The organism is Glycomyces sp. MUSA5-2, from assembly GCF_037034145.1.
Classification (GTDB): Bacteria; Actinomycetota; Actinomycetes; order Mycobacteriales; family Micromonosporaceae; genus Glycomyces; species Glycomyces artemisiae.
In genome coordinates, this window is sequence record NZ_JBAGKG010000002.1 from 694,846 (window position 1) to 716,317 (window position 21,472).

Genomic DNA, 21,472 nt, shown 5'->3' on the forward strand with positions numbered 1-21,472 from the left:
ACGACCCCGGATCTAGTCGAGATACGACCGCGTTCTTCCCATTTTGCTTTCACCGTGCCTCGCGCCCTCTTATCGTGAAGCGGGCGGCCTGACCTGCGTTTTCTGCTGACGCGTCGAGGGGCACGGCCCTTTCCTCGTGTTAGGAGGTGGCTGACGCATGGCGACGACCATTCAGCCCATTTCGCCCGCGGCGGTCGATGAACTCGCCGCACTCCGGCTCGAACTCGCCGACTTCTCGACCGTCGAGCTCGTCGAAGAGCTCCCCCGCATGGACCTGGCCGACCAGGCGCTCAGGTTCCGCCTGCTCCCCAAGGACCGCGCGCTCGTCGTCTTCGAGGAGCTCGACCCGGTCCACCAGCAGGAGCTCATCGACGGCCTCAAGACCGACTTCGTGCGCGAGCTGCTCGAATCCATGGAGGCCGACGACCGGGCCAAGCTCTTCGACGAGATGCCCGCCAAGGTCGCGACCCGCTTCCAGTCGCAGCTGAGCGCCGCCGACCGGCGCCAGACCGCCCAGCTCCTCGGGTACGACTCCGAGTCCGCCGGGCGCATCATGACGCCCGACTACGTGTCGCTGCGCGCGTCGATGACCGCCGCCGCCGCGATCGAGCGCATCCGGCACCTGCGCGAGCGGCCCCGGCACCTCGACGTGCTGCCGGTGACCGACGGGCACCGCAAGCTCCTCGGCACCGTCACCCTCGCCGACCTCGTCAGCGCCGACCCCGACACCGAGGTCGCCGACCTCATCGCCAGCGAGCACTACCAGGTCTCCACCGACACCGACCAGGAGGAGGCCGCGCGCCTCATCCAGGAGGCCAACCTCAACGCGCTCCCGGTCGTCGACCACGAGGACCGCCTCGTCGGCCTCATCACCTGGGACGACGCCATGGAGGTCCTCGAAGCCGAGGACACCGAGGACGTCGCCCGCAGCGCCGGCGCCGAGCCGCTGGACCGGCCGTACCTGTCGGCGGGCGTGTTCATGCTGGCGCGCAAGCGCGCCGTGTGGCTGCTCGTCCTCGCCGTCTCGGCCTCGCTCACCGTGACCGTGCTCAACTACTACGAGACGTACCTGGCGAACGTCACCGTCCTCGCGGTCTTCATCTCGCTGCTCACCGGCACCGGCGGGAACTCCGGGTCGCAGGCGTCGGTGACGATCATCCGCGCCATGGCCGTCGGCGAGGTCCGCTTCTCCGACGCCTTCCGCATCACCTGGCGCGAGTCGCGCGTGGGCTTCGTCCTCGGCGCGCTGCTCGCGCTCGTCGGCGGACCCGTCGTCGGCTTCGTCTACGGCTGGGACATCGGGCTCATCATCGGGATCACCCTGCTGGTGATCTGCACGTGGTCCACGTTCGTCGGCTCGCTGCTGCCGCTGCTGGCCAAGAAGGTGGGCATCGACCCGGCCCTCGTGTCGGCCCCGATGGTCTCGACCCTGTGCGACGCCACCGGCCTGCTCATCTACTTCTCGGTGGCGGCCATCGTCCTCGGCCCGGCCCTCACCGGCTGAGCCGCAAGCGAAAAGCCCCCGGTGCCGTGCCGCACCGGGGGCTTTCCCAGTTCTACTGCGCCAGTGCTTCCGCGAGGAAGTCCGTGCGCTGCTGGACGATCGACGTCAGCGACTCCGCCGAAGCGGCCGCGTCGCCGCCGCTCAGCTCGGCAGCCGCCTGCGCGGTCTCGACCGCCTCCAGCGCCGCTCCCGAGGCGTACAGCGCGTCGTACATCTCCTGATACGCGGCGTCGTACTCGTCCTGGAACGCCTCCGACGCGAGGAACCGCTCCTTCAACTCGTTGCCGCCCATGCCGCCCGCGAAGCCGCCGTCCTCACCGCCCTCGGGCATCCCGCCGCCTTCGGGCATCTCCATGCCCTCCGGGAGCTCCATGCCCTCGGGCAGCTCGCCGCCGAAGTCGCCCATGCCGCCACCGCCGCCGATCGACGCGGTGTCGTCGGGCGCGAGGTCGGCGCTCTGGAGCGTCAGGTCCAGGTCCCAGGTCAGGATGGAGATGAGGCCCGTGTCGTAGTCGTACCAGAGGTAGAAGTTCCGCCCCGGGCCCGCCATGTCGTCGCCGTTGCTGATGAGGTTCTGGAAGGCCGTGTACTGCGCGAACGAGTCCACATCGACCCAGTCGCCCAGTTCGGCGTCGAACGTCTCGTCGTCGGCCTCGCTCAGCCACTCCAGGAAGTCCACGATCGGCTGCACGTCCGCCGACCCCTCCATGCTCAGCTGCTTGAAGTCGTCGTCGTATTCGTTCGGGTCGTCGCCTTGGTACTCGAACGACCCGGACGCCAGCGCCTTGTACAGCACCCCGGAGCTCTCCCCGTAGGTGTCGTCGGCCCAGGTCACGTCCATGACGTCCACGACCCGGCGGGTGACCGCCTCGCCGCCGTTGACCGACACCGTCGAGTAGGTCCAGTCGTAGGAGGACTGGCCGCTCTCCTCCAGCAGCTCCAGCGCGACGGCCTCGTTCAGCGAGGTGCCTTCGGTGCCGGCGCCGCCCATCGAGGAGTCGACGCGCAGGGTGATCTGCCGGTTGCCCTGGTACACCTGCCCGTCGACGTACTCGGAGAAGTCCACCAGCCACGGCAGGCCCTCGGGGTCGTCGAAGCTCAGCGTCGACCCCCCCATGCCTCCCATGCCCCCGGCGCCGCCTTCGCCGCCGCCGGGCATCTCCATGCCTTCAGGCATCTCCATGCCCTCCGGCAGCTCCATCCCCTCGGGCATCTCGCCGCCGCCGGGGAAGCCCCCGCCGTCCTCGCCGCCGCCCATCGACATCCCGCCGCCGAGCGCCGACAGCGTCGAGTTGCCCTTCAAACGAATCCCCACGTCGGAGATGGTGACGCCGTCGATGGTGATGTCGGCCTTGATCCACTCCTTCTCGCCGGAGTCCTGGAAGGTCTCGATCATGTCGTCGTAGTCCGCGTCGCTGTACGACAGGCTGATCTCGTGCGCCACCGAAGTGTCGAACAGGTCCACGGTGCCCTGGATGTCGTTGGTGACCACGAAGCCCTCGTTGGCGTCGGAGTACACCAGGGCCGTCGCGCGCACGGTCCCCACCACCAGCGTGAGCACCGCGATCAGCCCGACCGAGCCCGCGATGAGCTTCCAGTAGTGCCTGAGGCTCACCGGGATCCGGTGGCGCAGCTTCCTGCCGGCCACGGCTACAGGTCCGTCTGGTCGTAACCGGTCAGGACGGTCACCTGCTGGCCCGAGGTCACCTCGCGCAGCTCGCCGAGGAGCCCCGCGGCGTTCTTGGCCTTCTTCAGGCGCACCGTGTACGTGTACTCCAGCAAGGCGCCGCCGCGGATCGTCTCGATACTGACCTGCTCGTACTCGTCGGTGTTGCGGATGAGCACGTCGTCGATGCGGTCGGCGTAGTCCTCGTCGGTCGGCACGTGGACCTTGACGACCTGGCGCTGCACGTTGTGCGCGAACCAGTTGAACCGGTACATGAGCACCAGCACCAGGCACACCACGACCGTCGCGATGATCGCGAGCAGGTAGAACCTGGTGCCGCAGGCCATGCCCACGCCCATCACCAGGAAGATGTACCCGACGTCGCGGGTCTCCTTGAGCGCGTTGCGGAATCTGATGATCGACAGCGCGCCGACGAGCGCGAAGGCCCGCGCCACGTTCGAGCCGACGATCAGCATGATCACCGCGATGATCATCCCCATGACGATGAGGGTCTGCACGTACGACTGGCTGTACGAGACGTTCCGGTGCGTCCACCGGTAGACGAGCCCGATCACGCAGCTCAGGATGAAGGAGAGCGTCAGCGAGATGGCGATGTCCGCCACGCTGAACTCTGCCGAGAGGTCGTTGAAACCGGTAAGGAAGTCCATGGTCGCTTTCTGGTTCGGGCTAGACGGAAGCCGAGGCTTCGTTCTTGGAATGGACCGAGTAGTCGTCCTCGGTGGGGACGTGGAAGACCGAGCGCGGGGCCATGCCGTGCGCCTCGATGCTCTGGCAGTACTTGGAGATCCGCACGACGGACATCCCGAGGCGCGCGGCCATGTCGGTGACCCAGTACGGGACCCGCTCGTTGGCCTTGACCTCCACGATCGCCTTGTGCGGCGGGATGATGAGCCGGTTCTCGACCTCGGCGCCCAGGTGGAAGTCGCGGTCGCGCCCCCGCACCCGGTGGTCGATCGTCACGCGCAGCCCCAGGTCGGCGTCGGAGCCGAGGTACGCCTCGCGGCTGTACGCCGTGATCGCGGTGGGCCGCAGTCCGTGCCCCTCGACCAGGCCCATGACCTCTTCGAGGAACGGCCGCTGCTCAGGCAGGTGGTCGATGAGGACCGCCTCGTCGCACAGCTTGCGCGCCAGCAGGTACGGCACCTTCACGCGCCGCTTCTGCGTGACCCGGTTGACCCGCTGCTTGATCTCGATGTAGACCGGCGTCTCGTCGGTCAGTTCGTGCCGCTCGCCGTACGCACGAACCCGGACCTTGCGGCGGAACCGCAGGCCCTCGATCTTCTCCCAGTAGTACCGCAGCGAAGCGGAGTCGTAGTACAGGCTCGCGACCGGGTAGCCGCCGCGCACGGTGAACGGGTCGGCCTCCATGCGGGCGGCCAGCTCCTCGCGGAGCCGCGGCACCTCGTCGTACGACAGCAGGTACTTGATCTCGAAGCGGTTGAACGAGTGCAGCGCGCTGGCAGTGCGGCGCAGGTGTCCGGCGTCGGGTCCGGTCATTGGCGCTCCTTGTCATTCGGGAACGCAATGAGTCAAACCGCGCAAACTGGAATTGAACTCTGGGTTAACTCAAGAACAGCTCAAGGTCGACGGAACATGAACAGAAAACACTAATCTTCCTGCGGCGCAGTCGACTCCGCGCCGTTCTGGATCTCGCCCTCGTTGACCTGCTCGTCGGTGGGGATCACCGTCCGGTCCAGCGTCACGTCCGTGGTGTCCCCGGCGCCGACCGAGATCGAGTCGTACGCGGTGAGCGCCTTCGTGTCCGGGTCGAAGTACAGGATGTCCATCTCCATCTTCCCCGTCGCCGACGACGTGAAGTGCCGCAGACCGCCCGCGCCCGTGGACCCCTCGACCATGAGCGACGTGCCCTCGCCGAGGTCCGACACCGACCGCTCGTGCATGTGCCCGGCCAGCACCAGCGGCACCACCCCGGCCAGCGGCTCGGCCATCGGCGGCTCGTGGACCATCGCCACGTCGGCGCCGCCCGCCTCCTCGATCGAGGCCGCCAACCGCTCCCCGGACTCGGTGAGCATCTGCTGCACGTACGCCTTGTCGGGCAGGTTCCCCTTGTCGGGCGTGAACTGCGGGTCCGCGACCCCCGCGAACCGGAGCCCCGCGATCTCCCGCACCTCGCCGTCGAGGATCACCACGTTGTCGTACGCCGCGAGCGCCGCCACCGTCGTCGCCGAGTCGTGGTTGCCCTTCACGAACACGTACGGCGCGTCGATCTGCTCCACGCCGCGCGAGAAGATGTCGGCCTCCTGCTCGGAGCCCCAGTCGTTCATGTCCCCGGTGTCGGCGACCGCGTCGATGTCGAACTGCCCGACCACGGTCTCCATCAGGTGCCACGCGTTCGGGTTCAAGTGCAGGTCCGAGACGTGCAGGATGCGGATCGAGTCGTCCTCGATGCCGACCTGCGGCATGTCCATCGCCAGCGTGTAGAACCCGGAGATGTTCGTGACGATCTGCTGGAGGTCCCCGACGTACTCCTCGTAGTTCTCCGCGATGTTCTCGGCGCTGCCGACCACGCTGGGCGCGTAGGTGAGCAGGCCCTCGTACCGCGGCTGCGAGACCGCCTCCGCGCGCAGCGTCGCCGCCGCCCACCCCACGAGCGCCACGGTCACCGTCAGCGAGGTGACCCCGGTGAGCAGCGCGCGCCGCATGTTCCGGAACGCGAGCGCGCCGACCAGCAGCCCGCACAGCGTCACGATCGCGAACGCCTCCACGGCCACGCGGATCACCGCGTCGGTGACGTCCGAGGCCAGGTTCTGCGACGCGGTCGTGAACCCGTCGGGGGAGTTCATGATGTACTGCGCCTCGACCGGGTCGATCGAGTCGAGCGACAGGTCCAGGCCGATCGGCCCGTCGTGGCTGTCGAAGATGATGTCGCCCAGCGGCGGGATGTTCACCTTCGTCTCGCCGCTGACGTCGGGGTGGATCGACACGGTCGTGTCGAACGGCCCGATGTCGGCCTTCGTGCCGCCCACCAGCGCCAGGCCCGCCGCGGCGGACCCGACCCCGAGCAGCAGCACCGCCGCGACGACGGCGCCGCGCCGCGTCGCCGGGGCGTCCTTGAACCTCGACCAGCCCGCGGCCGCCTTGCGCCACACGGATCTCCCGCGCCGTGCAGCACGGCGCGCGGTGTCTCGGAGGCGGCGCAGGGCGGGGGACCGGTCGTTCATCTAGACCCTTCCTTGTGCGGCGTAGCTGGTGGAGAAGCGGATGATGCGGTCGTCGGCCTCGTTCGCGGTGCAGCCCCGCTCCTCGACGCAGCGGCCGTCGCGGTTCGAGGTGGTCACCCACAGCATCCCGTCGGGGCCCATGGCGACCGATCGTAGTCGACCGAACTCGCTGACGACGGCCGCTTGCGGCTCGCCCGCGACCGCGCCCGACGAGTCGAACTGGGCGATCCACAGGCGCTGGCCGCGCAGGCACGCGGTGACGAGCGAGTCCTCCAGGAACACGGCCCCGGCGCAGGAGCCCTCGAAGGGCTCCCAGGTCAGGACCGGGTCGGTGTACTTCGGGTCGCCGCCGGGGCCCTCGTAGTACGGCCAGCCGTAGTTGGCGCCGGGCTCGATGCGGTTGACCTCGTCGGCGATGTCCTGGCCGAACTCGGTGGCGTACAGCTCGCCCGCGGCGTTCCAGGCGAGGCCTTCGATGTTGCGGTGGCCGAGGGAGTAGACCGGGGACGCCGGGTCGGGGTTGCCGTCGGCGGGCGCTCCGTCGGTGGTGATGCGGAGGATCTTGCCGCCCAACGAGTCCGGGTCCTGCGCGGCGGCGTCGTCCCCGGCGTCGCCGGTGGCCGCGTAGAGGAACCCGTCGGGGCCGAATTCGAGGGCGCCGCCGTTGTGGTGGTCTGAGGAGGGGATGCCGGTGAGGACCGGCTCGGGCGCGGCGTCGCTGGTGGGGTCGACGCGGACGATCCGGTTGTCGTCGCCGCTCGTGTAGTAGACGTACACGGCGTGGTCGTCGTCGTAATTGGGGGAGACGGCGATGCCGAGGAGGCCGCCTTCGCCGGTGTCGTCGACGTCGACGGTGCGCAGTTCGGCGGGCTCGCCCGCGGTGCCGTCGGCGGCGATCGGGATCTGGAGGAGCCGCCCGGTGCGCTCGCCGACGATCGCGGTGCCGTCGGGGAGGAAGTCGAGGCCCCAGGGGACGTCGAGGCCCTCGGCGACGACGTCCATGAACGTGGCCGGGCTCTCGGGCGCGCCCGACGGGGTCGGCAGGTTCGGGGGCTCGCCGGTCTCGGGCTCGGGCGGCTCGCCGAAGGAGCACGAGGCGAGCGTGAATGCGGCGGCGGCAGCCGCCGCGGCCGAGAGCAACCTGCGCATGGCGACAACCTTATAGGCAGTCCACGACAGCACTCGTTCCCCGCGAATCACCGCCCGGGGGTCCCCAGACGGGGGCCGTTCTATGCCTCGCCTCGCGCAAGCGATTGCTCCGACTAGGCTTGGGACCTGTGAAAGTCTGGATCGCCCACGAAGCAGGCCGCGCCCTCCTGGGCGAACTCCCCGCGGACGTCGACGTCGAGGTCTACGACGGGAGATCCGACTACCCCTCCGACCCCGCGACGGTCGAGTTCTGGGTCCCGCCGTTCCTCGCCCAGTCGAAGGTCACGACCCCCTTGCGGGACATGACGTCCCTGAAGGCGATCCAGCTGCTCAGCGCCGGCGCCGAGGTCTGGGTCCCGGTCGTCCCGCCCGGTGTGACCCTGTGCGACGCGCGCGGCGTCCACACCGGGGTCACCGCCGAATGGACCGTCGGCGCGGTCATCGCCTCGATGCGGGGCTTCGACCTGTTCGCCCGCCAGCAGGCCCGCCACGAATGGCGCGTTGAGTGGACCACGACCGCGGTCGGTAAGCGCGCCTTGATCGTCGGCGCCGGCGACATCGGCGAGAAGGTCGCCGATGTGCTCACCGCGCTCGGCGTCGAGGTCGAGAAGGTCGCCCGGCGCGAGCGCCCCGGCGTCCACCCCATCGCCGCGATCGACACGCTCCTGCCGGAGTTCGACATCGTCATCCTGATCCTCCCGCTCACCGACGCCACCCGCGGCCTCGTGGACGCGAAGTTCCTGTCCCGCATGAAGGACGGCGCCCTCCTCGTGAACGCCGCCCGCGGCCCGATCGTCGACACCGACGCCCTCGTCGCCGAAGTCGCCTCCGGCCGCCTCCGCTGCGCGGTCGACGTCGTCGACCCCGAGCCCCTCCCGCCGGGCCACCCCCTCTGGGACCTCGACGGCGCCCTCATCACTCCGCACGCGGGCGCTTCAGTCGACGGCACCCTCGACCGCGCCTACGCCCCGATCGGCCCCCAACTCCGCCGCTTCGCAGCGGGCGAGCCTTTGGAGAACGTCGTCTCGGACGGCTACTAGCGCTCGTCCGGCGCGTCGGTGCGCAGTTCCTGGCCGCCGATCTCCAGGACCTGGGGGAGGTTCTCGGGGCGGAGGGGGTCGAGTTTGACCTGGGACTGGTCCGCGAGTATGGCCTGGACGCCCTCGTTGCCGGTGGCGAAGCCGTCGATCTGCTGCCAGGGGATCTCGCGGGTGGAGAACATGCCGCGCACCGCGATGCCGTCGGTGGTGACGTCGACGCCGGAGCGCCACGCCCACATGGAGATCCCGAGGGGCACGAAGAGGAGGACGACGCCGAGGACGACCGAGACCGGGCTCCACAGCGGCCGCTCCACGATGAGCGACAGGGACAGCGGGGCCACGGTCAGCCATGCGACGAAGGCCGCGCCGGTGATCGCCGCGGAGCGGCGGACGCGCAGGCGGCGGGTCGGGAGCGGAGAGTCTGCGGACGTCATGCGTCCAGATTGACACACGCGGGCGCGGGGCCCGCACAGTGCCGGTCCGGTTTCTGTCCGATTGTCGCTTGACGTGCGCGCCGCGCGTGGCACGATCAGGTCATCGGCAGCGGAACGAGCCTGGTGGGGGTGAGTGTGGCCGTCAAGATCACATTCCGTCCGACGACGCGACAGGTCATCGGCCGCGCCCTCTTCCTCGGCGGCGTCTCCGCGCTGGTCGCGCTCGTGCCCGCCGTCGGGTACATGCTCGCCGCGGGCCACTGGTCCCACCTCACCCTCGGCGGCCTCGTGCTCGTCGCGGCCGCGGTGGCCCTCGCGGTCGCGTACGCCGGGGCCCGCCGCCACGGCGTGATCCTCGACGAGCGCGGCATCCACCCGCTCGAATCCCAAGGCCCGCAGGCGAAGTCCGAACGCTACGCCGCGTGGACCGAGGTCGCGGACATCCGCGCCGAGCGCCGCGCCGGGCGCACCGTCCCGGTCGTCTACGTCAGCGACCCGTCGCAGCGGCCCTGGCGCCTCCAGGCCCCCTACTCCGGCCGCGCGCTCTCGGCCGACGACGAGCTCGACGAGAAGATCTTCGTCATGCGCTCCCTCTGGGAGGGGTACCGGCGGGGCCTGCCGCCGCGCCGCGCCGAATAGGGCATCGATCCTCGTCACTGGCGGCAAGCGTGAGCCGAATCCTGAAACTTCCGAAACTGTTCAGTGCCACCGATACGGAATGCGATTGCCAATCGTGACTCGATCGTGACCTTTGCGGCGACTTACCAGCCTTGACGCTGTTTTGGCGGTGCCGTACGCTCACGCCTATTACCGAAAGTTTTCGAATCTGTTCCGGAAATCCCCCAACAGTTTCGGTACGCCGCGGAGTCGTGCAGGGCTCCGGCGGACCCCTTCATGTGCACTGCGCGACCACGGAAGGAGCGCTCGACGATGAGCACTCAGCAGCCCCGCAACCCCTCCCAGCGGTCCGCCCTCCAGTGGCACCCCGCTCTCACCCGCCGCAGCCTCGTCCTCGCGAGCGGCGCCGCGATCACCGCCTCCGCCGCCGGATGCAGCTTCTTCTCCACCGAGAACGACTCCGCCGAAGGCGGCGGCGACAAAGGCCCCGAAGCCCCCATGCTCGCCGAGCGAGTAGAGGCGGGCGACCTCCCGCCCGTCGAGGAGCGCCTCCCCAAGGAGCCCCTCGTCATCACCCCCGCCGAATCCTCCGGCGCCTACGGCGGCACCTGGACCACCGCCGTCACCGGCGCCGCCGACGGCCCCTGGCTGTGGCGCACCATCAACGACGGCCACCTCCTCGAACGCTCCCGCGACTGGACCGAGATCCGCCCCAACATCGCCGTGAGCCTCGAACCGAACGCCGACGCCACCGAGTTCACGATCGTCCTCCGCGAAGGCGTCAAGTGGTCCGACGGCGAGCCGCTCACCACCGCCGACGTCGAGTTCGCCTTCGTCAACGTCGCCTCCAACCCCGAACTCACCCAAGGCTTCCCGAGCGAACTCGCCTCCATCGACGGCACCCCCGCCGAACTGGAGATCGTCGACGACTACACCTTCATCGTCAGGTTCAACTCGCCCAAGCCCCTCTTCCGCGACGACATGGCCGCCGGCACCTCCGGCCAGCGCTTCACCATGTACCCCCGCCACTACCTGGAGCAGTTCCACCTCGACTTCAACCCGAACGCCGACCAGGAGGCGATCGACGAGGGCTTCGACGGCTGGGTCGCCCGCTTCACCTCCAAGGGCAACCTCTGGAACTTCATGTGGGAGAACCCCGACCTCCCCACCCTCCTCCCGTGGATCTGCAAGAAGCCGATCTCCGACGCCGACTACGCCCTCTTCGAGCGCAACCCCTACTACTGGAAGGTGGACGAGGAGGGCAGCCAGCTGCCGTACCTCGACGAGGTCCGCTACAACATCATCGCCGACGTCGAGACCATGTTCGCCCACGCGATCAACGGCGACTACGACTTCCACTCGCGCCACTTCAACGACAACGCCCACCGCGCCGACGCCGTCGACAACGAGGGCAACGGCGACTACACCGTCGTCGACCTCGAATCGACCTACTCCAGCGACATGAACCTCGCGTTCAACATGAACCACCAGAACCCGGCGCTGCGCGCGATCTTCAAGGACAAGCAGTTCCGCATCGCCATGTCCCACGCGATCAACCGCCAGGAGCTCATCGACGTCCTCTGGAACCGCGTCGGCGAGCCCGCCCAGGCCGCCCCCCGGCCCGAGTCCCGCTTCTACGACGAGGCCTTCGACACCCAGTACCTCGAATACGACCCCGACACCGCCAACCAGATCCTCGACGACGCCGGGTACGCGCTCGGCGCCGACGGCGTGCGCACCGCCGCCGACGGCACCCGCCTCGAATTCACCGCCGCGGTCGCCGACGACGCGCTCCTGGGCACCATCTGGATCAACGCGCTCGACATGATCGTCGACACCTGGGCCGAGGTCGGCGTGCAGCTCCACATCGGCAGCCAGCCCCGCGAGAACTGGCAGGTCCTCGTCAACGAGAGCGACTTCGACCTGACCGTGTGGACCGGCGACGGCGGCAACATCGACGAGACCACCTCCGTCTACTGGTACATGGCCGCCGGTCCCGGCGGCGGCGCGTTCTTCGGCCGCCAGTGGTCCGAGCTGTACACCAGCGGCGCCACGCAGGACCCGCTCGTGGAGGAGCCGCCCGCGTTCATCACCGAGCAGTGGGACCTCTACGACCAGTTCAAGGCCGAGCCCGACGAGGCCGCCCGCGACGAGATCTTCAAGCAGATCCTCGCCATCGCCAAGGAGGAGTTCCTCGCCATCGGCACGGTCCGCGGCCAGGGCGCCTGGGCCGTGGTCGCCAACCGGCTCAAGAACACCGGCGGCGCCATGCCCGAGAACCCCACGTACGGGACGCCCGGCCCGGCCGCGCCCGAGCAGTGGTACATCGACGAGAACTAGTCAGGCAGAGGGACAACCGTGCTTCGATACCTGGGTCGCCGCGCGCTCTACATGGCGGCGACGCTGCTGGCGATCTCGCTGGTGGTCTTCGTGATCATCAACCTGCCGCCCGGCGACTACGTGACCGCGCTCCAGTCCCGCTACGCGGCGCAGGGGCAGGGCCTGACGGTGCAGGACATCGAGAACCTGCGCGTCAGGTACGGCCTCGACGGGAACCTGCTCCAGCAGTACTGGCACTGGTTCACGCAGATCGTCCTGCACGGCGACCTCGGCATGTCGTTCGAGCACGAGAAGCCCGTCGCGCAGGTCATCGCGCCGCGCCTGGGCTGGACCATCGCGGTCTCGCTCATCACGCTGCTGGTGACGTGGGCGCTGGCGTTCCCGATCGGCGTGTACTCGGCGGTCAAGCAGCACTCGGTCGGCGACTACGCCGCGACGACCGTGGGCTTCCTCGGCCTCGCCACCCCGAACTTCCTGATCGCGCTGGTGTTCATCTACTTCAGCGTGACCTGGTTCGGATCGGTCCCCTCGGGACTGTGCTCGCCGGAGTGGTGCGACGCGTCGTGGAACCTCGGGAAGCTCCTGGACCTCTTGGGCCACTTGTGGATCCCGATGATCGTCATCGGCACGGGCGGCGTCGCGGGGCTGGTGCGGATCATCCGCAACAACCTGCTCGACGAGCTGCGCCGCCCGTACGTGACGGCCGCGCGGGCCCGCGGGGTCCCCGAGGGTCCGCTGCTGCGCCGCTACCCGCTGCGCGTGGCGCTCAACCCGTTCGTCTCGACGATCGGGTGGATCCTGCCGCTGCTGCTGGTCGGCGACATCGTCGTCGGCCAGATCCTGAGCCTGCCGACGCTGGGGCCGATCCTCCTGGGCTCCTTGAAGTCCCAGGACATGTACCTGGCCGGGTCGATCATCATGGTCCTCAGCGTCGTCACCGTCATCGGCACGCTGATCTCGGACCTGCTGCTCGGCTGGCTCGACCCCCGCATCCGACTCGGACACCAGAGGTGACGCCCCGATGACGCTCAAAGAATCGGACGCCCCCGACGGGATGACCCCCAGCCCGAGCGAGGTCCAGCGGACCCGCGCCTCGCAGCGCCAGCTGGTGTGGTGGGCCTTCAAGAAGCACCGGCTCGCGCTCGTCTCGGCGTGGCTGCTCGCCGCGATGCTCGTCGTCATCGCGCTGTGCGAGTTCGTGGCCCCCTTCAGCGACCGCCACCGCGACTCGGAGTACACGACGGCGCCGCCGCAGGTCCTCAAGCTCTGGGACACCGACGGGCCGGACGGGTTCCGCCTCGGCCTCCACGTCGACGGCTACACGTCCGAACAGGACCCCCGGTCCCTGCGGATCACCTACGAGGCCAACCCGGACGACCGGGTCGACGTCGGCCTCTTCGTCAAGGGCGAGGAGTACGAGCTCTTCGGCCTCATCCCGATGGACCGGCACCTGATCGGCCCCAAGGACATCGACGACCCGATGTACCTGTTCGGGACCACCACCGACGGCCAGGACCTGCTGAGCCAGCTCGTGTACGCCACCCGCGTCTCGGCCTCGGTCGGCATCATCGGCGTGCTGCTGGCGTTCCTCCTCGGCATCGTCCTCGGCGCGGTCTCCGGCTACTTCGGCGGCTGGATCGACAACGTGGTGCAGCGCCTCATCGAGCTCATCATGTCGGTCCCGTCGATCCCCCTGTGGCTCGGCCTCGCCGCCGCGCTCCCGGCCACGATGGGCCCGGTGGGCAGGTACTTCATCATCACGACGATCCTCGCGCTCGTCGCGTGGACGGGCCTGGCGAGAGAAGTGCGCGGCCGGTTCCTGGCGCTGCGGTCCGAGGAGTTCGTGACCTCGGCGCGCCTCGACGGCTCCAGCCACGCGCGGGTCATGTTCCGGCACATGCTGCCCTCGTTCTCCTCGCACGTCATCGCGGCACTGAGCCTGTCGATCCCGGGCATGATCCTCGCCGAGACCGCCCTGTCGTGGCTCGGCATGGGCCTGCGCCCGCCCGCGGTCTCGTGGGGCGTGCAGCTCCAGGATGCGAGCAAGTGGAGCGTCCTCTCTGGAGCGCCGTGGCTGCTCATCCCGGGCCTGTGCGTCGTCCTGGTGGTCCTCGCGTTCAACTTCGTCGGCGACGGCCTGCGCGACGCCGCCGACCCCTACAAGCACTAGGTGAGCAATGGAGCAGACCTTGAAACCGCTGCTTGAGATCTCGGGGCTGCGCACCAGCTTCGACACGTTCGACGGGAAGGTCCGCGCCGTCGACGGCGTCGACCTCGAAGTCCACGCGGGCCGGACCCTGTGCGTGGTCGGCGAATCCGGCTGCGGCAAGTCCGTCACGGCCCGGTCGATCCTGCGCCTCGTCGAGGACTCCGGCTCGATCGACGCCGGGAGCATCACGTGGCACGGGGACGGCGAGCCGTTCGACATCCTCTCGCTCGACCCGCGCGACAAGCGCCTCCAGCGCCTGCGCGGCGGCGACATCGGCATGATCTTCCAGGAGCCCGCCGCGTCCCTGCTGCCCCTGCGCACCATCGGCGCCCAACTCATCGAGACCCTCAGAATCCACACCGGACTCGACAAGAAGGCCGCCCGCGCCAGGGCCGTCGAGCTGCTCGACGCGGTCGGCATCCCCGACCCGAAGCGCCGCATCGACGCCTACCCGTTCCAGCTCTCCGGCGGCATGTGCCAGCGCGCCATGATCGCGATCGCCCTGTGCGCCAACCCGTCCCTGCTCATCGCCGACGAGCCGACCACGGCCCTCGACGTGACGACCCAGGCGCGCATCCTCGACCTGCTCCGCGACCTCCAGGCCGAGCACCATATGGCGGTCATGTTCATCACCCACGACCTCGGCGTGGTCGCCGAGCTCGCCGACGAGGTCGCCGTCATGTACCTCGGCCGCGTGGTCGAGCGCGCGCCCGTGGACGAGCTCTTCGCCGATCCCAAGCACCCGTACACGAAGGCGCTCCTGGCTTCCGTCCCGGTCCTCGGCCGCGACCGCGGACGCGACCTGCCGACCATCCCCGGCACTGTCCCCAACCCGCTGCACCGCCCGTCCGGCTGCTCGTTCCACCCCCGCTGCGCCGAGGCCGTCGCCGGGAAATGCGACATCGACGCACCGACCGAAGTGGACTTCGGCGGCGGCCGGACCGCCGAATGCGTCCTCTACGACACGGAAGGGGCCAAGGCATGACCGACCCGCTCCTGGAGGTCCGCGACCTCCACGTCCGATTCCCCGTGCGCCGCAACCTCCTCGGGCGCACCACGGTGGAGAACCACGCCGTCTCCGGCGTCGACCTCGCGCTGGTGCCGGGGGAGACCCTCGCGCTGGTGGGGGAGTCCGGCTGCGGCAAGACCACGCTGGGGCGCACGATCGTCGGCGCGCAGAAGGCCACGAGCGGCTCGGTCCTGTTCGAGGGCAAGGACCTCACGGCGATGCGCGACCGCGACCGGGCCCGCTACCGGCGCCAGATCCGGATGGTCTTCCAGGACCCGTTCTCGTCGCTGAACCCGCGGTTCACGCTGCGCCAGATCATCGGCGACCCGCTCGTCGCCACGGGCGAGGCCCGCGGCTCGGAGCTGGAGGACCGCGTGGCCGAGATGATGCGGCGCGTGGGCCTGAGCCCGGACTACATGGACCGGTACCCGCACGCGTTCTCGGGCGGGCAGCGCCAGCGCGTGAACATCGCGAGGGCGCTGATCGTGAACCCGCGCCTGGTGGTAGCCGATGAACCGGTGTCCGCATTGGACGTCTCCGTGAGGGCCCAGATCCTCAACCTCCTGCGGGAGCTGCAATCCGAACTCGGCCTGACGTACCTGTTCATCTCGCACGACCTCTCCGTGGTCGAGAACCTCGCCGACCGGGTCGCGGTCATGTACTTCGGGCGCATCGTCGAGCTCGCGTCCACTGCGGACCTCTACGAGCGCCCGCAGCACCCGTACACCGAGGCGCTCATGTCGGCAGTCCCGATCCCCGACCCGTCCCTGAAGGGCCGCGGCGGGCGCATCCTCCTGCCCGACGAGCTCCCCGACCCGTCGAACCCGCCCCCGGGCTGCGCCTTCGCGCGCCGCTGCCGCCACGCCGTCGAGGGCCGCTGCGACACGGGCGCGATCCCGCTAGAGGACGGCGTCCGCTGCGTGCGCCGCGAGGAGCTTGACCTCCAGGGCATCGTCGCGACACAATCCTGAGTACGTCTGAATACGCTTGCCAACGATCTTGAAGGGCCGGTAGTGGCACACCCGAACTCCGACATCATCCCCACGGTCGAGGGCCTCGCCTACGGGGGCGACTACAACCCCGAGCAGTGGCCGCGCGAGGTCTGGGACGAGGACGTCCGGCTCATGCGCGAGGCCGGCGTCAACATCGTCAGCGTCAACATCTTCGCCTGGGCCAGTGTGCATCCAGGGCCCGACACCTGGGACTTCGAGCAGCTCGACGCGATCATGGACCTCCTCGCGTCAGCAGGCATCAAGGCCGACCTCGCCACCTCCACGGCGTCCCCGCCTCCGTGGTTCTCCCAGCTCCACCCCGAGACCCTCCCGGTCAACGCCGAAGGCGTCCGCCTGAACGCCGGCGCCCGCGCCGAGTACTGCCCGCACGCGCCCGCCTTCCAGGCCAAGGTGGTCGAGATGGCGTCCCGCCTCGCCGAGCGCTACGCGGGCCACCCGGCGCTCGCCATGTGGCACGTCGGCAACGAGTACTACCGCTCCTGCTTCTGCGACGCCGCCGCCGACGCCTTCCGCGCCTGGCTCCAGGACCGCCACGGCTCCCTCTCGGGCCTCAACGACGCGTGGGGCACCACGTTCTGGTCCCAGACCTACACCGACTGGTCCCAGGTCCTCCCGCCCCGCATCTGCGCCGAGACCCCCAACCCGGGCCTCCTCCTCGACTGGCAGCGCTTCAGCTCCGACGCGCTCCTGCGCCTCTTCCGCTCCGAGGCCGACGCCATCGCCGGGTTCAGCCCCGACAAGCCGATCACCACCAACCTCATGGTCACCGGCGACTTCTCCGGCCTCGACTACCACCGCTGGGGCGACCACGTCACGGGCCCGAACCGCCTCGTCGCCACCGACCACTACCTCATCCCCCCGCACGACTCCGACATCGAATGGCCCGCCCAGGTGGCCTTCGGCGCCGACGCCTCCCGCGGCCTCGCCGCCGGCTCCCCCTGGCTCCTCATGGAGCAGTCGACCAACTCCAGCGCCTGGCGCCGCGGCTACTTCGCCAAGCGCCCCGGCGACCAGCTCCGCCACTCCCTCTCCTACGTCGCCCGCGGCTCCGAGGGCGCCATGTACTTCCAATGGCGCGCTTCCCGATACGGCGCCGAGCGCTACCACGCCGCGATGCTCCCGCACGGCGGCGAGGACTCGAAGGTCTTCCGCGAAGTGAAGGAGTTCGGCGCGCAGCTCAAGCGCCTGGCAGAGATCAAGGGCTCCACGGTCGTCTCCCGCGCCGCGATCCTCCTGGACTTCGAATCCTCCTGGGCCGCAAAGACCCCGGGCCAGCCCTCCTCCGACATGGCGACGTACCCCGAACTCCGCCGCTGGCACGCCGCCCTCTGGCGCCGCGGCATCACCACCGACCTCGCCAACCCCGCCTGGGACCTCTCCGGCTACGAGTACGTCTTCGCCCCGCACCTGTACCTCCTCGACTCGGACGCGAACCTGTGCGCCTATGTCGAGAACGGAGGAACGCTGGTAGTGGGCCCCTACTCCGGAGTGGTCGACCGCAACGACCACGTCCACCCCGGCCTCCCCGGAGCGATCCGCGACCTGATCGGCGTACGCGTCGAAGAGTTCATCCCCCTCCCCGAAGGCGAACGCGCCCGACTCGACGACGGCACCGAAGGCCAGACCTGGACCGAAGCGGCCCACCCGATCGACGCCGAAATCGTCGCCAGCTTCAAGGACTACCCGGAGACCGGCGCGATCTTCCACCGCCGACTCGGCCGAGGCGACGTCTGGTACCTCTCAACCCGACCCGTCGACCTCAACCCGCTCTTCAACCGCCTCAGCCTCTTCTCCGACACCCCAGAGGGCCTGGAACTCGTCCGTCGCCGCCATGAAGACGGCAGGACCTACCTCTTCGCAATCAACCACACCGGCACCCCACAACTCGTCCAGGCTTCCGGCCACAACCTGCTGACAGGCAAGGACTGGACGGAAAGCGGCCAACTGGCTCCCGGTGAGACAGCGGTCATCCGAGCACAAGCTGCGGCGCATACGCAATGACGATGAACCGGGCCGACCGCCCGACAAAGCAGACGGCGACGAACACAGGAGTCCGAACCCGCGTCCCGGCAATATAAATGCTGGTGGCCAACAGCGGCGGCAACCCCAAGAACGCACTGACGAACAACACGGGAATGGTGAGAGCAGGCCGCTCCAACAACCTGGTCAACCAGGACCCAGCGGCCCGAAGCGGCCCTCCGACCGCCCGCATCCGTTCCCGCACAACCGACACGGGCCGCGCACCACGCGCGGCCCGCTTCCGCTTCCGATGCTCGGATGCGGCTCCCACCCACTCCCGCACCCGCTCCGACCGGAACACGCCCCGCGCCCCCAGAAAGATGACCGTCTTCCCCACGGTCTGCCCCGCCGCCGCCGTCAACCCCACCCCGACCGGCCAGCACCCCGTCACCGCCACCACCCCGACCACATACGGCTCAACAGGAGTAACAGGAAAAAACGCCGACACCAACGCACTCGCAAACGTCGAGACGTACACAGCGATCATGCATCATCCGTCTCTGTCGCGGGGGTGGGACGCAGCGCGGAGCTGTACGGGGAACCTTATCGGTCCCCTGCAATTTCCCGACAGCCCGCGCTTGTCGATCGCCGCCCTCTAGAACAAGAACACTGCCGCCGCTACGAGCAGCAGCACGGCGGCAAGCGCGAAGCAGATCATTGCGGCACGAAGGAACCGGAACTTGACGAGTGCCAGAGTCGAGAGGACGGACTGTTCCTTGGAATAGGACGCCAGCTGGGCCTCCTTGTCGCCTGCCAGCAGCCGCGCGCGATCGGCCACCTCGCTTGCAGAATGATTCGCACCTGCACGGATACCGATGTCGCTGGAGGGGAGCCTTGGCCAGAACACCGATCCGAGGCACCCGATTCCAAGGATGAGCAGCAGGGATCCGACCCAGGCGACCACTCTGACCGCGGTGGAAGGGTCGGTTAGTGAGGGCGCTGCGAGCAGCACGGCCGCAAAGGGGACTGCACCCGCGGCGAGGAAAGAGGCTTTGGTGTCCGCGTGGGCGATCATCTGACGGGAGTGGTCGATGTCGCGTTGGACCAGTTCGACCATGGCCTCGGTGGCAGGGGCTAAAGCGGGTGGCATCATCTTCTCCAAGGTGCGCGGCTCATTTCCGATCGTGCCAGAACCACGGTGCTGCTTGGGTTCACCAAGTTCCTAAAACACTCCGTTGGAAGGTACGCGACAGTACCGCGAGATCCCGGCGATCTTTGGGACGGTCCAGCTGCCGCTTGTAGGCTTCGAGATCATCGAGTCGCATGTAAGGCAGGCCGTCTAGGATCTCCGCTGATTCGATCAGCACGTCGGTTTCGGCGCCGTCCATGAACCAGTGGTCGCACACCTCTACCAGGCCTTCATATAGCCGAACAACCAGCGCACCGCTGAACTTGGCGTACTCCTTGTAGCCGCGGCCGAGTTCGACCAGCTCGTTTGCGCGATTCCAGGTCTGTCCCCTGGCTACAAGGTCCACATCTGATATCCGCGACCGGTGCTGAGTGGGCACGAGGCGGCCGCTCCCGACGATGACGAAGTCCTTCGGGTCGAAGTTTTCGTCCCTGATGAGCCTCCGGACCAGGGCGATGAGTTGCCAGCCGTCGTGAGTGCGGTCATGTGTTCTCGCGTCACGGGCTCTCCCCACGAGAGGGGCGTTTTCCGCAAGGCCGCTGGCAATTGCCACTTGCTTCTTCCTAGTTCGATCGGAACGCGCTCAATGGGATCGGAACCGCACGCTATGGCGTGCATTGGCGATTAACGGCGACTGCTTCTCATTGAGCAGGAAGCGCTCAATCGCCGCGGGGTCCTTGATGGTCAAGGAACCTCTTCCAGTGGACACGATCCCTTCCATACGCATTCGTTTCAAAACGAGTGCAGCGGACTCCCTCGAGAGGCCGCTCAGTGACCCGAGATCTCGCTGGGTCACGCCGCTGATGAGAATGCCCCGAGGAGTCTGCTTGCCCATCCCCGCGGACAGCAGCCGCAGAATGCCACGGGCGACCTTGAACTCGCTGGTCGTCAAAGACTCGACTTCCGGCTGATCCTTGTCGAGGATCCGGTTTGCGAGGTACCGCATCATCGCCAGGTTCACTCGCCGTTCGGTCATGAGGAATTCGAGCCAGATCGGCCCGGGTATGAAGTGGGCCTCCACCTCATTGATGCAGACGAGGTCCGCCGAACGCGGCTTTTCCATGATGACTGCAAGCTCTCCGGCGATGCTGCCGGGCGCGAAGATGTAGACGATGCCCTTGGGTCTTCCTGCAAGTGCCTTGATGTGGCCCGAGTGGAGGTAGAGGACGAAGTCGCTCTTGTCGCCCTCCCGGAGCACGATCGTTCCAGCCGGATAGGACACCGGGTGCCCGGCGGGCAGGAGGCGGTTGAGTTCCTCTTGTGTGAGGAATCCACTCGCTTGTGTGTTGCCGGACATGTTGTTGAGTGTAGTGCTGCACACAAGCGGATCTTGGCAATGAAGCGCCGGAGTGTCGGGAATCCGACTTGAATCTGGTTCCCTTGGGGCGGAAGGGGACTGGGTTATGAGGCCGTCGTCTCGGGGGCGGGTGCGTCGGCCGGGACCTGCGGGTGTCTCAGGCCCGGGTGGTCCTTCGGGAGGGTTGCCTTGATTATCCAGCCGCTGGTGAGGAGGCAGAGGATGAGGAGGGGCCAGGAGAGGAGGATTTGGGCGAGGCCGCCGCCGATGACGGCGAGGTCGTCGCTGTCGGCGTTCCAGAAGGGGGTGAGGACGGCGACGCGGAGGGTGTACATCGCGACCCAGGCCCAGGAGGCGAGGGAGTAGGCGCGGAGGAGGGCGGGGTCGAGGCGCCAGTGGGTGCGCTGGCCGAGGAGGGCGCCGACGATGAGGCCGAGGAGGGGGCGGCGGAAGACGATGAAGCCGGCCCAGACGAGGGCGCTGGCGGCGTTGGAGACGATGCGGGGGAGCAGGATGTCCTGGGCGCGTCCGGTGTAGAGGACGATGAGGACGGCGACCGCGACGCTCAAGAGGCCGAGGACCACGGCCCGCGGCTTCTGCTTCTGGACGAGGCGCACGGCCGCGATGGCGGCGGCCGATGTGAGGGATGCCCCAGCGGCCCAGGCGATCGAGTTCCCGGTCAGGAGCCAGGTGAGGACGAACACCACAAGCGGGGTGGTGGCGTCGAAGGCGCCGCGCTTGCCGCCTAGTAGGCTGACGAGCGTGTCTTGCCGCACAGTATCGGACAACTCCCGACCCTCACCTCTCGACCCGGTATCTCAGGCAAGGCTACCCTAACCGCA

At 68.6% G+C, this 21,472-nt stretch carries 20 protein-coding genes; 9 read left to right on the plus strand and 11 right to left on the minus strand.

Annotated elements, in window-relative coordinates; genetic code table 11:
* Window positions 1-157 precede the first annotated feature (157 nt).
* Window positions 158-1,504, plus strand: a complete 1,347-nt coding sequence (gene mgtE / locus WA640_RS08860; protein WP_335987296.1) for a magnesium transporter — start codon at window positions 158-160, stop codon at window positions 1,502-1,504.
* A gap of 52 nt (window positions 1,505-1,556) precedes the next feature.
* Here the strand turns inward: mgtE and WA640_RS08865 are convergent, their stop codons facing one another.
* From WA640_RS08865 to WA640_RS08885, 5 genes are all read right to left on the minus strand, one after another.
* Entirely contained in the window at window positions 1,557-3,152 is a 1,596-nt protein-coding gene (locus WA640_RS08865) for a CotH kinase family protein (RefSeq protein ID WP_335987297.1), read from the minus strand.
* A gap of 2 nt (window positions 3,153-3,154) precedes the next feature.
* On the minus strand, window positions 3,155-3,838 hold the full coding sequence (locus WA640_RS08870; RefSeq protein ID WP_106364429.1) for a DUF4956 domain-containing protein: 684 nt from the start codon (window positions 3,836-3,838) through the stop codon (window positions 3,155-3,157).
* Window positions 3,839-3,857: 19 nt separating this feature from the next.
* Window positions 3,858-4,688: a polyphosphate polymerase domain-containing protein gene (locus WA640_RS08875; RefSeq protein ID WP_106364430.1), complete on the minus strand. Its 831-nt coding sequence runs from the start codon at window positions 4,686-4,688 to the stop codon at window positions 3,858-3,860.
* Between the two features lie 110 nt (window positions 4,689-4,798).
* Window positions 4,799-6,373, minus strand: coding sequence for a metallophosphoesterase family protein (locus WA640_RS08880; protein WP_335987298.1), 1,575 nt, complete (start codon window positions 6,371-6,373; stop codon window positions 4,799-4,801).
* Window positions 6,374-7,522 (minus strand): PQQ-dependent sugar dehydrogenase, encoded by a 1,149-nt coding sequence (locus WA640_RS08885; protein WP_335987299.1) that lies wholly within the window; start codon window positions 7,520-7,522, stop codon window positions 6,374-6,376.
* A gap of 128 nt (window positions 7,523-7,650) precedes the next feature.
* Here WA640_RS08885 and WA640_RS08890 point away from each other — a divergent pair, with 128 nt between their 5' ends.
* Entirely contained in the window at window positions 7,651-8,562 is a 912-nt protein-coding gene (locus WA640_RS08890; RefSeq protein WP_335987300.1) for a 2-hydroxyacid dehydrogenase, read from the plus strand.
* Here the strand turns inward: WA640_RS08890 and WA640_RS08895 are convergent.
* Window positions 8,559-8,996: a PH domain-containing protein gene (locus WA640_RS08895; RefSeq protein ID WP_335987301.1), complete on the minus strand. Its 438-nt coding sequence runs from the start codon at window positions 8,994-8,996 to the stop codon at window positions 8,559-8,561. The two genes, WA640_RS08890 and WA640_RS08895, sit on opposite strands and share 4 nt — an antisense overlap.
* A gap of 129 nt (window positions 8,997-9,125) precedes the next feature.
* On the opposite strand from WA640_RS08895, the gene WA640_RS08900 reads away from it, so the two are divergent.
* The 7 genes from WA640_RS08900 to WA640_RS08930 all read left to right on the plus strand — a co-directional run bounded on the left by WA640_RS08900 (window position 9,126) and on the right by WA640_RS08930 (window position 18,186).
* Window positions 9,126-9,635, plus strand: coding sequence for a hypothetical protein (locus WA640_RS08900; protein ID WP_335987302.1), 510 nt, complete (start codon window positions 9,126-9,128; stop codon window positions 9,633-9,635).
* A 291-nt stretch (window positions 9,636-9,926) separates the two neighbouring features.
* Window positions 9,927-11,954: an ABC transporter substrate-binding protein gene (locus tag WA640_RS08905; protein ID WP_335987303.1), complete on the plus strand. Its 2,028-nt coding sequence runs from the start codon at window positions 9,927-9,929 to the stop codon at window positions 11,952-11,954.
* An 18-nt stretch (window positions 11,955-11,972) separates the two neighbouring features.
* Window positions 11,973-12,968, plus strand: coding sequence for an ABC transporter permease (locus tag WA640_RS08910; protein ID WP_335987304.1), 996 nt, complete (start codon window positions 11,973-11,975; stop codon window positions 12,966-12,968).
* A 7-nt stretch (window positions 12,969-12,975) separates the two neighbouring features.
* Window positions 12,976-14,124 carry an ABC transporter permease gene (locus tag WA640_RS08915; RefSeq protein ID WP_335987305.1) on the plus strand — a complete coding sequence of 383 codons (1,149 nt, stop codon included), beginning with the start codon at window positions 12,976-12,978 and terminating at the stop codon, window positions 14,122-14,124.
* 7 nt (window positions 14,125-14,131) lie between these two features.
* Complete coding sequence (locus tag WA640_RS08920) at window positions 14,132-15,148, plus strand: ABC transporter ATP-binding protein (protein ID WP_335987306.1); 1,017 nt, start codon at window positions 14,132-14,134, stop codon at window positions 15,146-15,148.
* Complete coding sequence (locus tag WA640_RS08925; RefSeq protein ID WP_335987307.1) at window positions 15,145-16,143, plus strand: ABC transporter ATP-binding protein; 999 nt, start codon at window positions 15,145-15,147, stop codon at window positions 16,141-16,143. The genes WA640_RS08920 and WA640_RS08925 overlap by 4 nt, the downstream gene beginning before the upstream one ends.
* 42 nt (window positions 16,144-16,185) lie before the next feature.
* Window positions 16,186-18,186 (plus strand): beta-galactosidase, encoded by a 2,001-nt coding sequence (locus tag WA640_RS08930; protein WP_335987308.1) that lies wholly within the window; start codon window positions 16,186-16,188, stop codon window positions 18,184-18,186.
* Here WA640_RS08930 and WA640_RS08935 read toward each other — a convergent pair.
* The 5 genes from WA640_RS08935 to WA640_RS08955 form a co-directional block, all read right to left on the minus strand.
* Window positions 18,152-18,691 (minus strand): hypothetical protein, encoded by a 540-nt coding sequence (locus tag WA640_RS08935; protein ID WP_335987309.1) that lies wholly within the window; start codon window positions 18,689-18,691, stop codon window positions 18,152-18,154. The genes WA640_RS08930 and WA640_RS08935 overlap by 35 nt on opposite strands.
* Before the next feature lie 108 nt (window positions 18,692-18,799).
* A complete protein-coding gene (locus WA640_RS08940) occupies window positions 18,800-19,297 on the minus strand; it encodes a Pycsar system effector family protein (protein ID WP_335987559.1) in 498 nt (165 codons plus the stop codon).
* 58 nt (window positions 19,298-19,355) lie between these two features.
* Window positions 19,356-19,886 carry a hypothetical protein gene (locus tag WA640_RS08945; RefSeq protein WP_335987310.1) on the minus strand — a complete coding sequence of 177 codons (531 nt, stop codon included), beginning with the start codon at window positions 19,884-19,886 and terminating at the stop codon, window positions 19,356-19,358.
* 30 nt (window positions 19,887-19,916) lie between these two features.
* On the minus strand, window positions 19,917-20,630 hold the full coding sequence (locus tag WA640_RS08950; RefSeq protein WP_335987311.1) for a Crp/Fnr family transcriptional regulator: 714 nt from the start codon (window positions 20,628-20,630) through the stop codon (window positions 19,917-19,919).
* A gap of 104 nt (window positions 20,631-20,734) precedes the next feature.
* The gene (locus WA640_RS08955; RefSeq protein WP_335987312.1) at window positions 20,735-21,406 is read right to left on the minus strand and encodes a DUF3159 domain-containing protein; all 672 of its coding nucleotides are present in this window, start codon (window positions 21,404-21,406) and stop codon (window positions 20,735-20,737) included.
* Window positions 21,407-21,472: the final 66 nt, after the last annotated feature.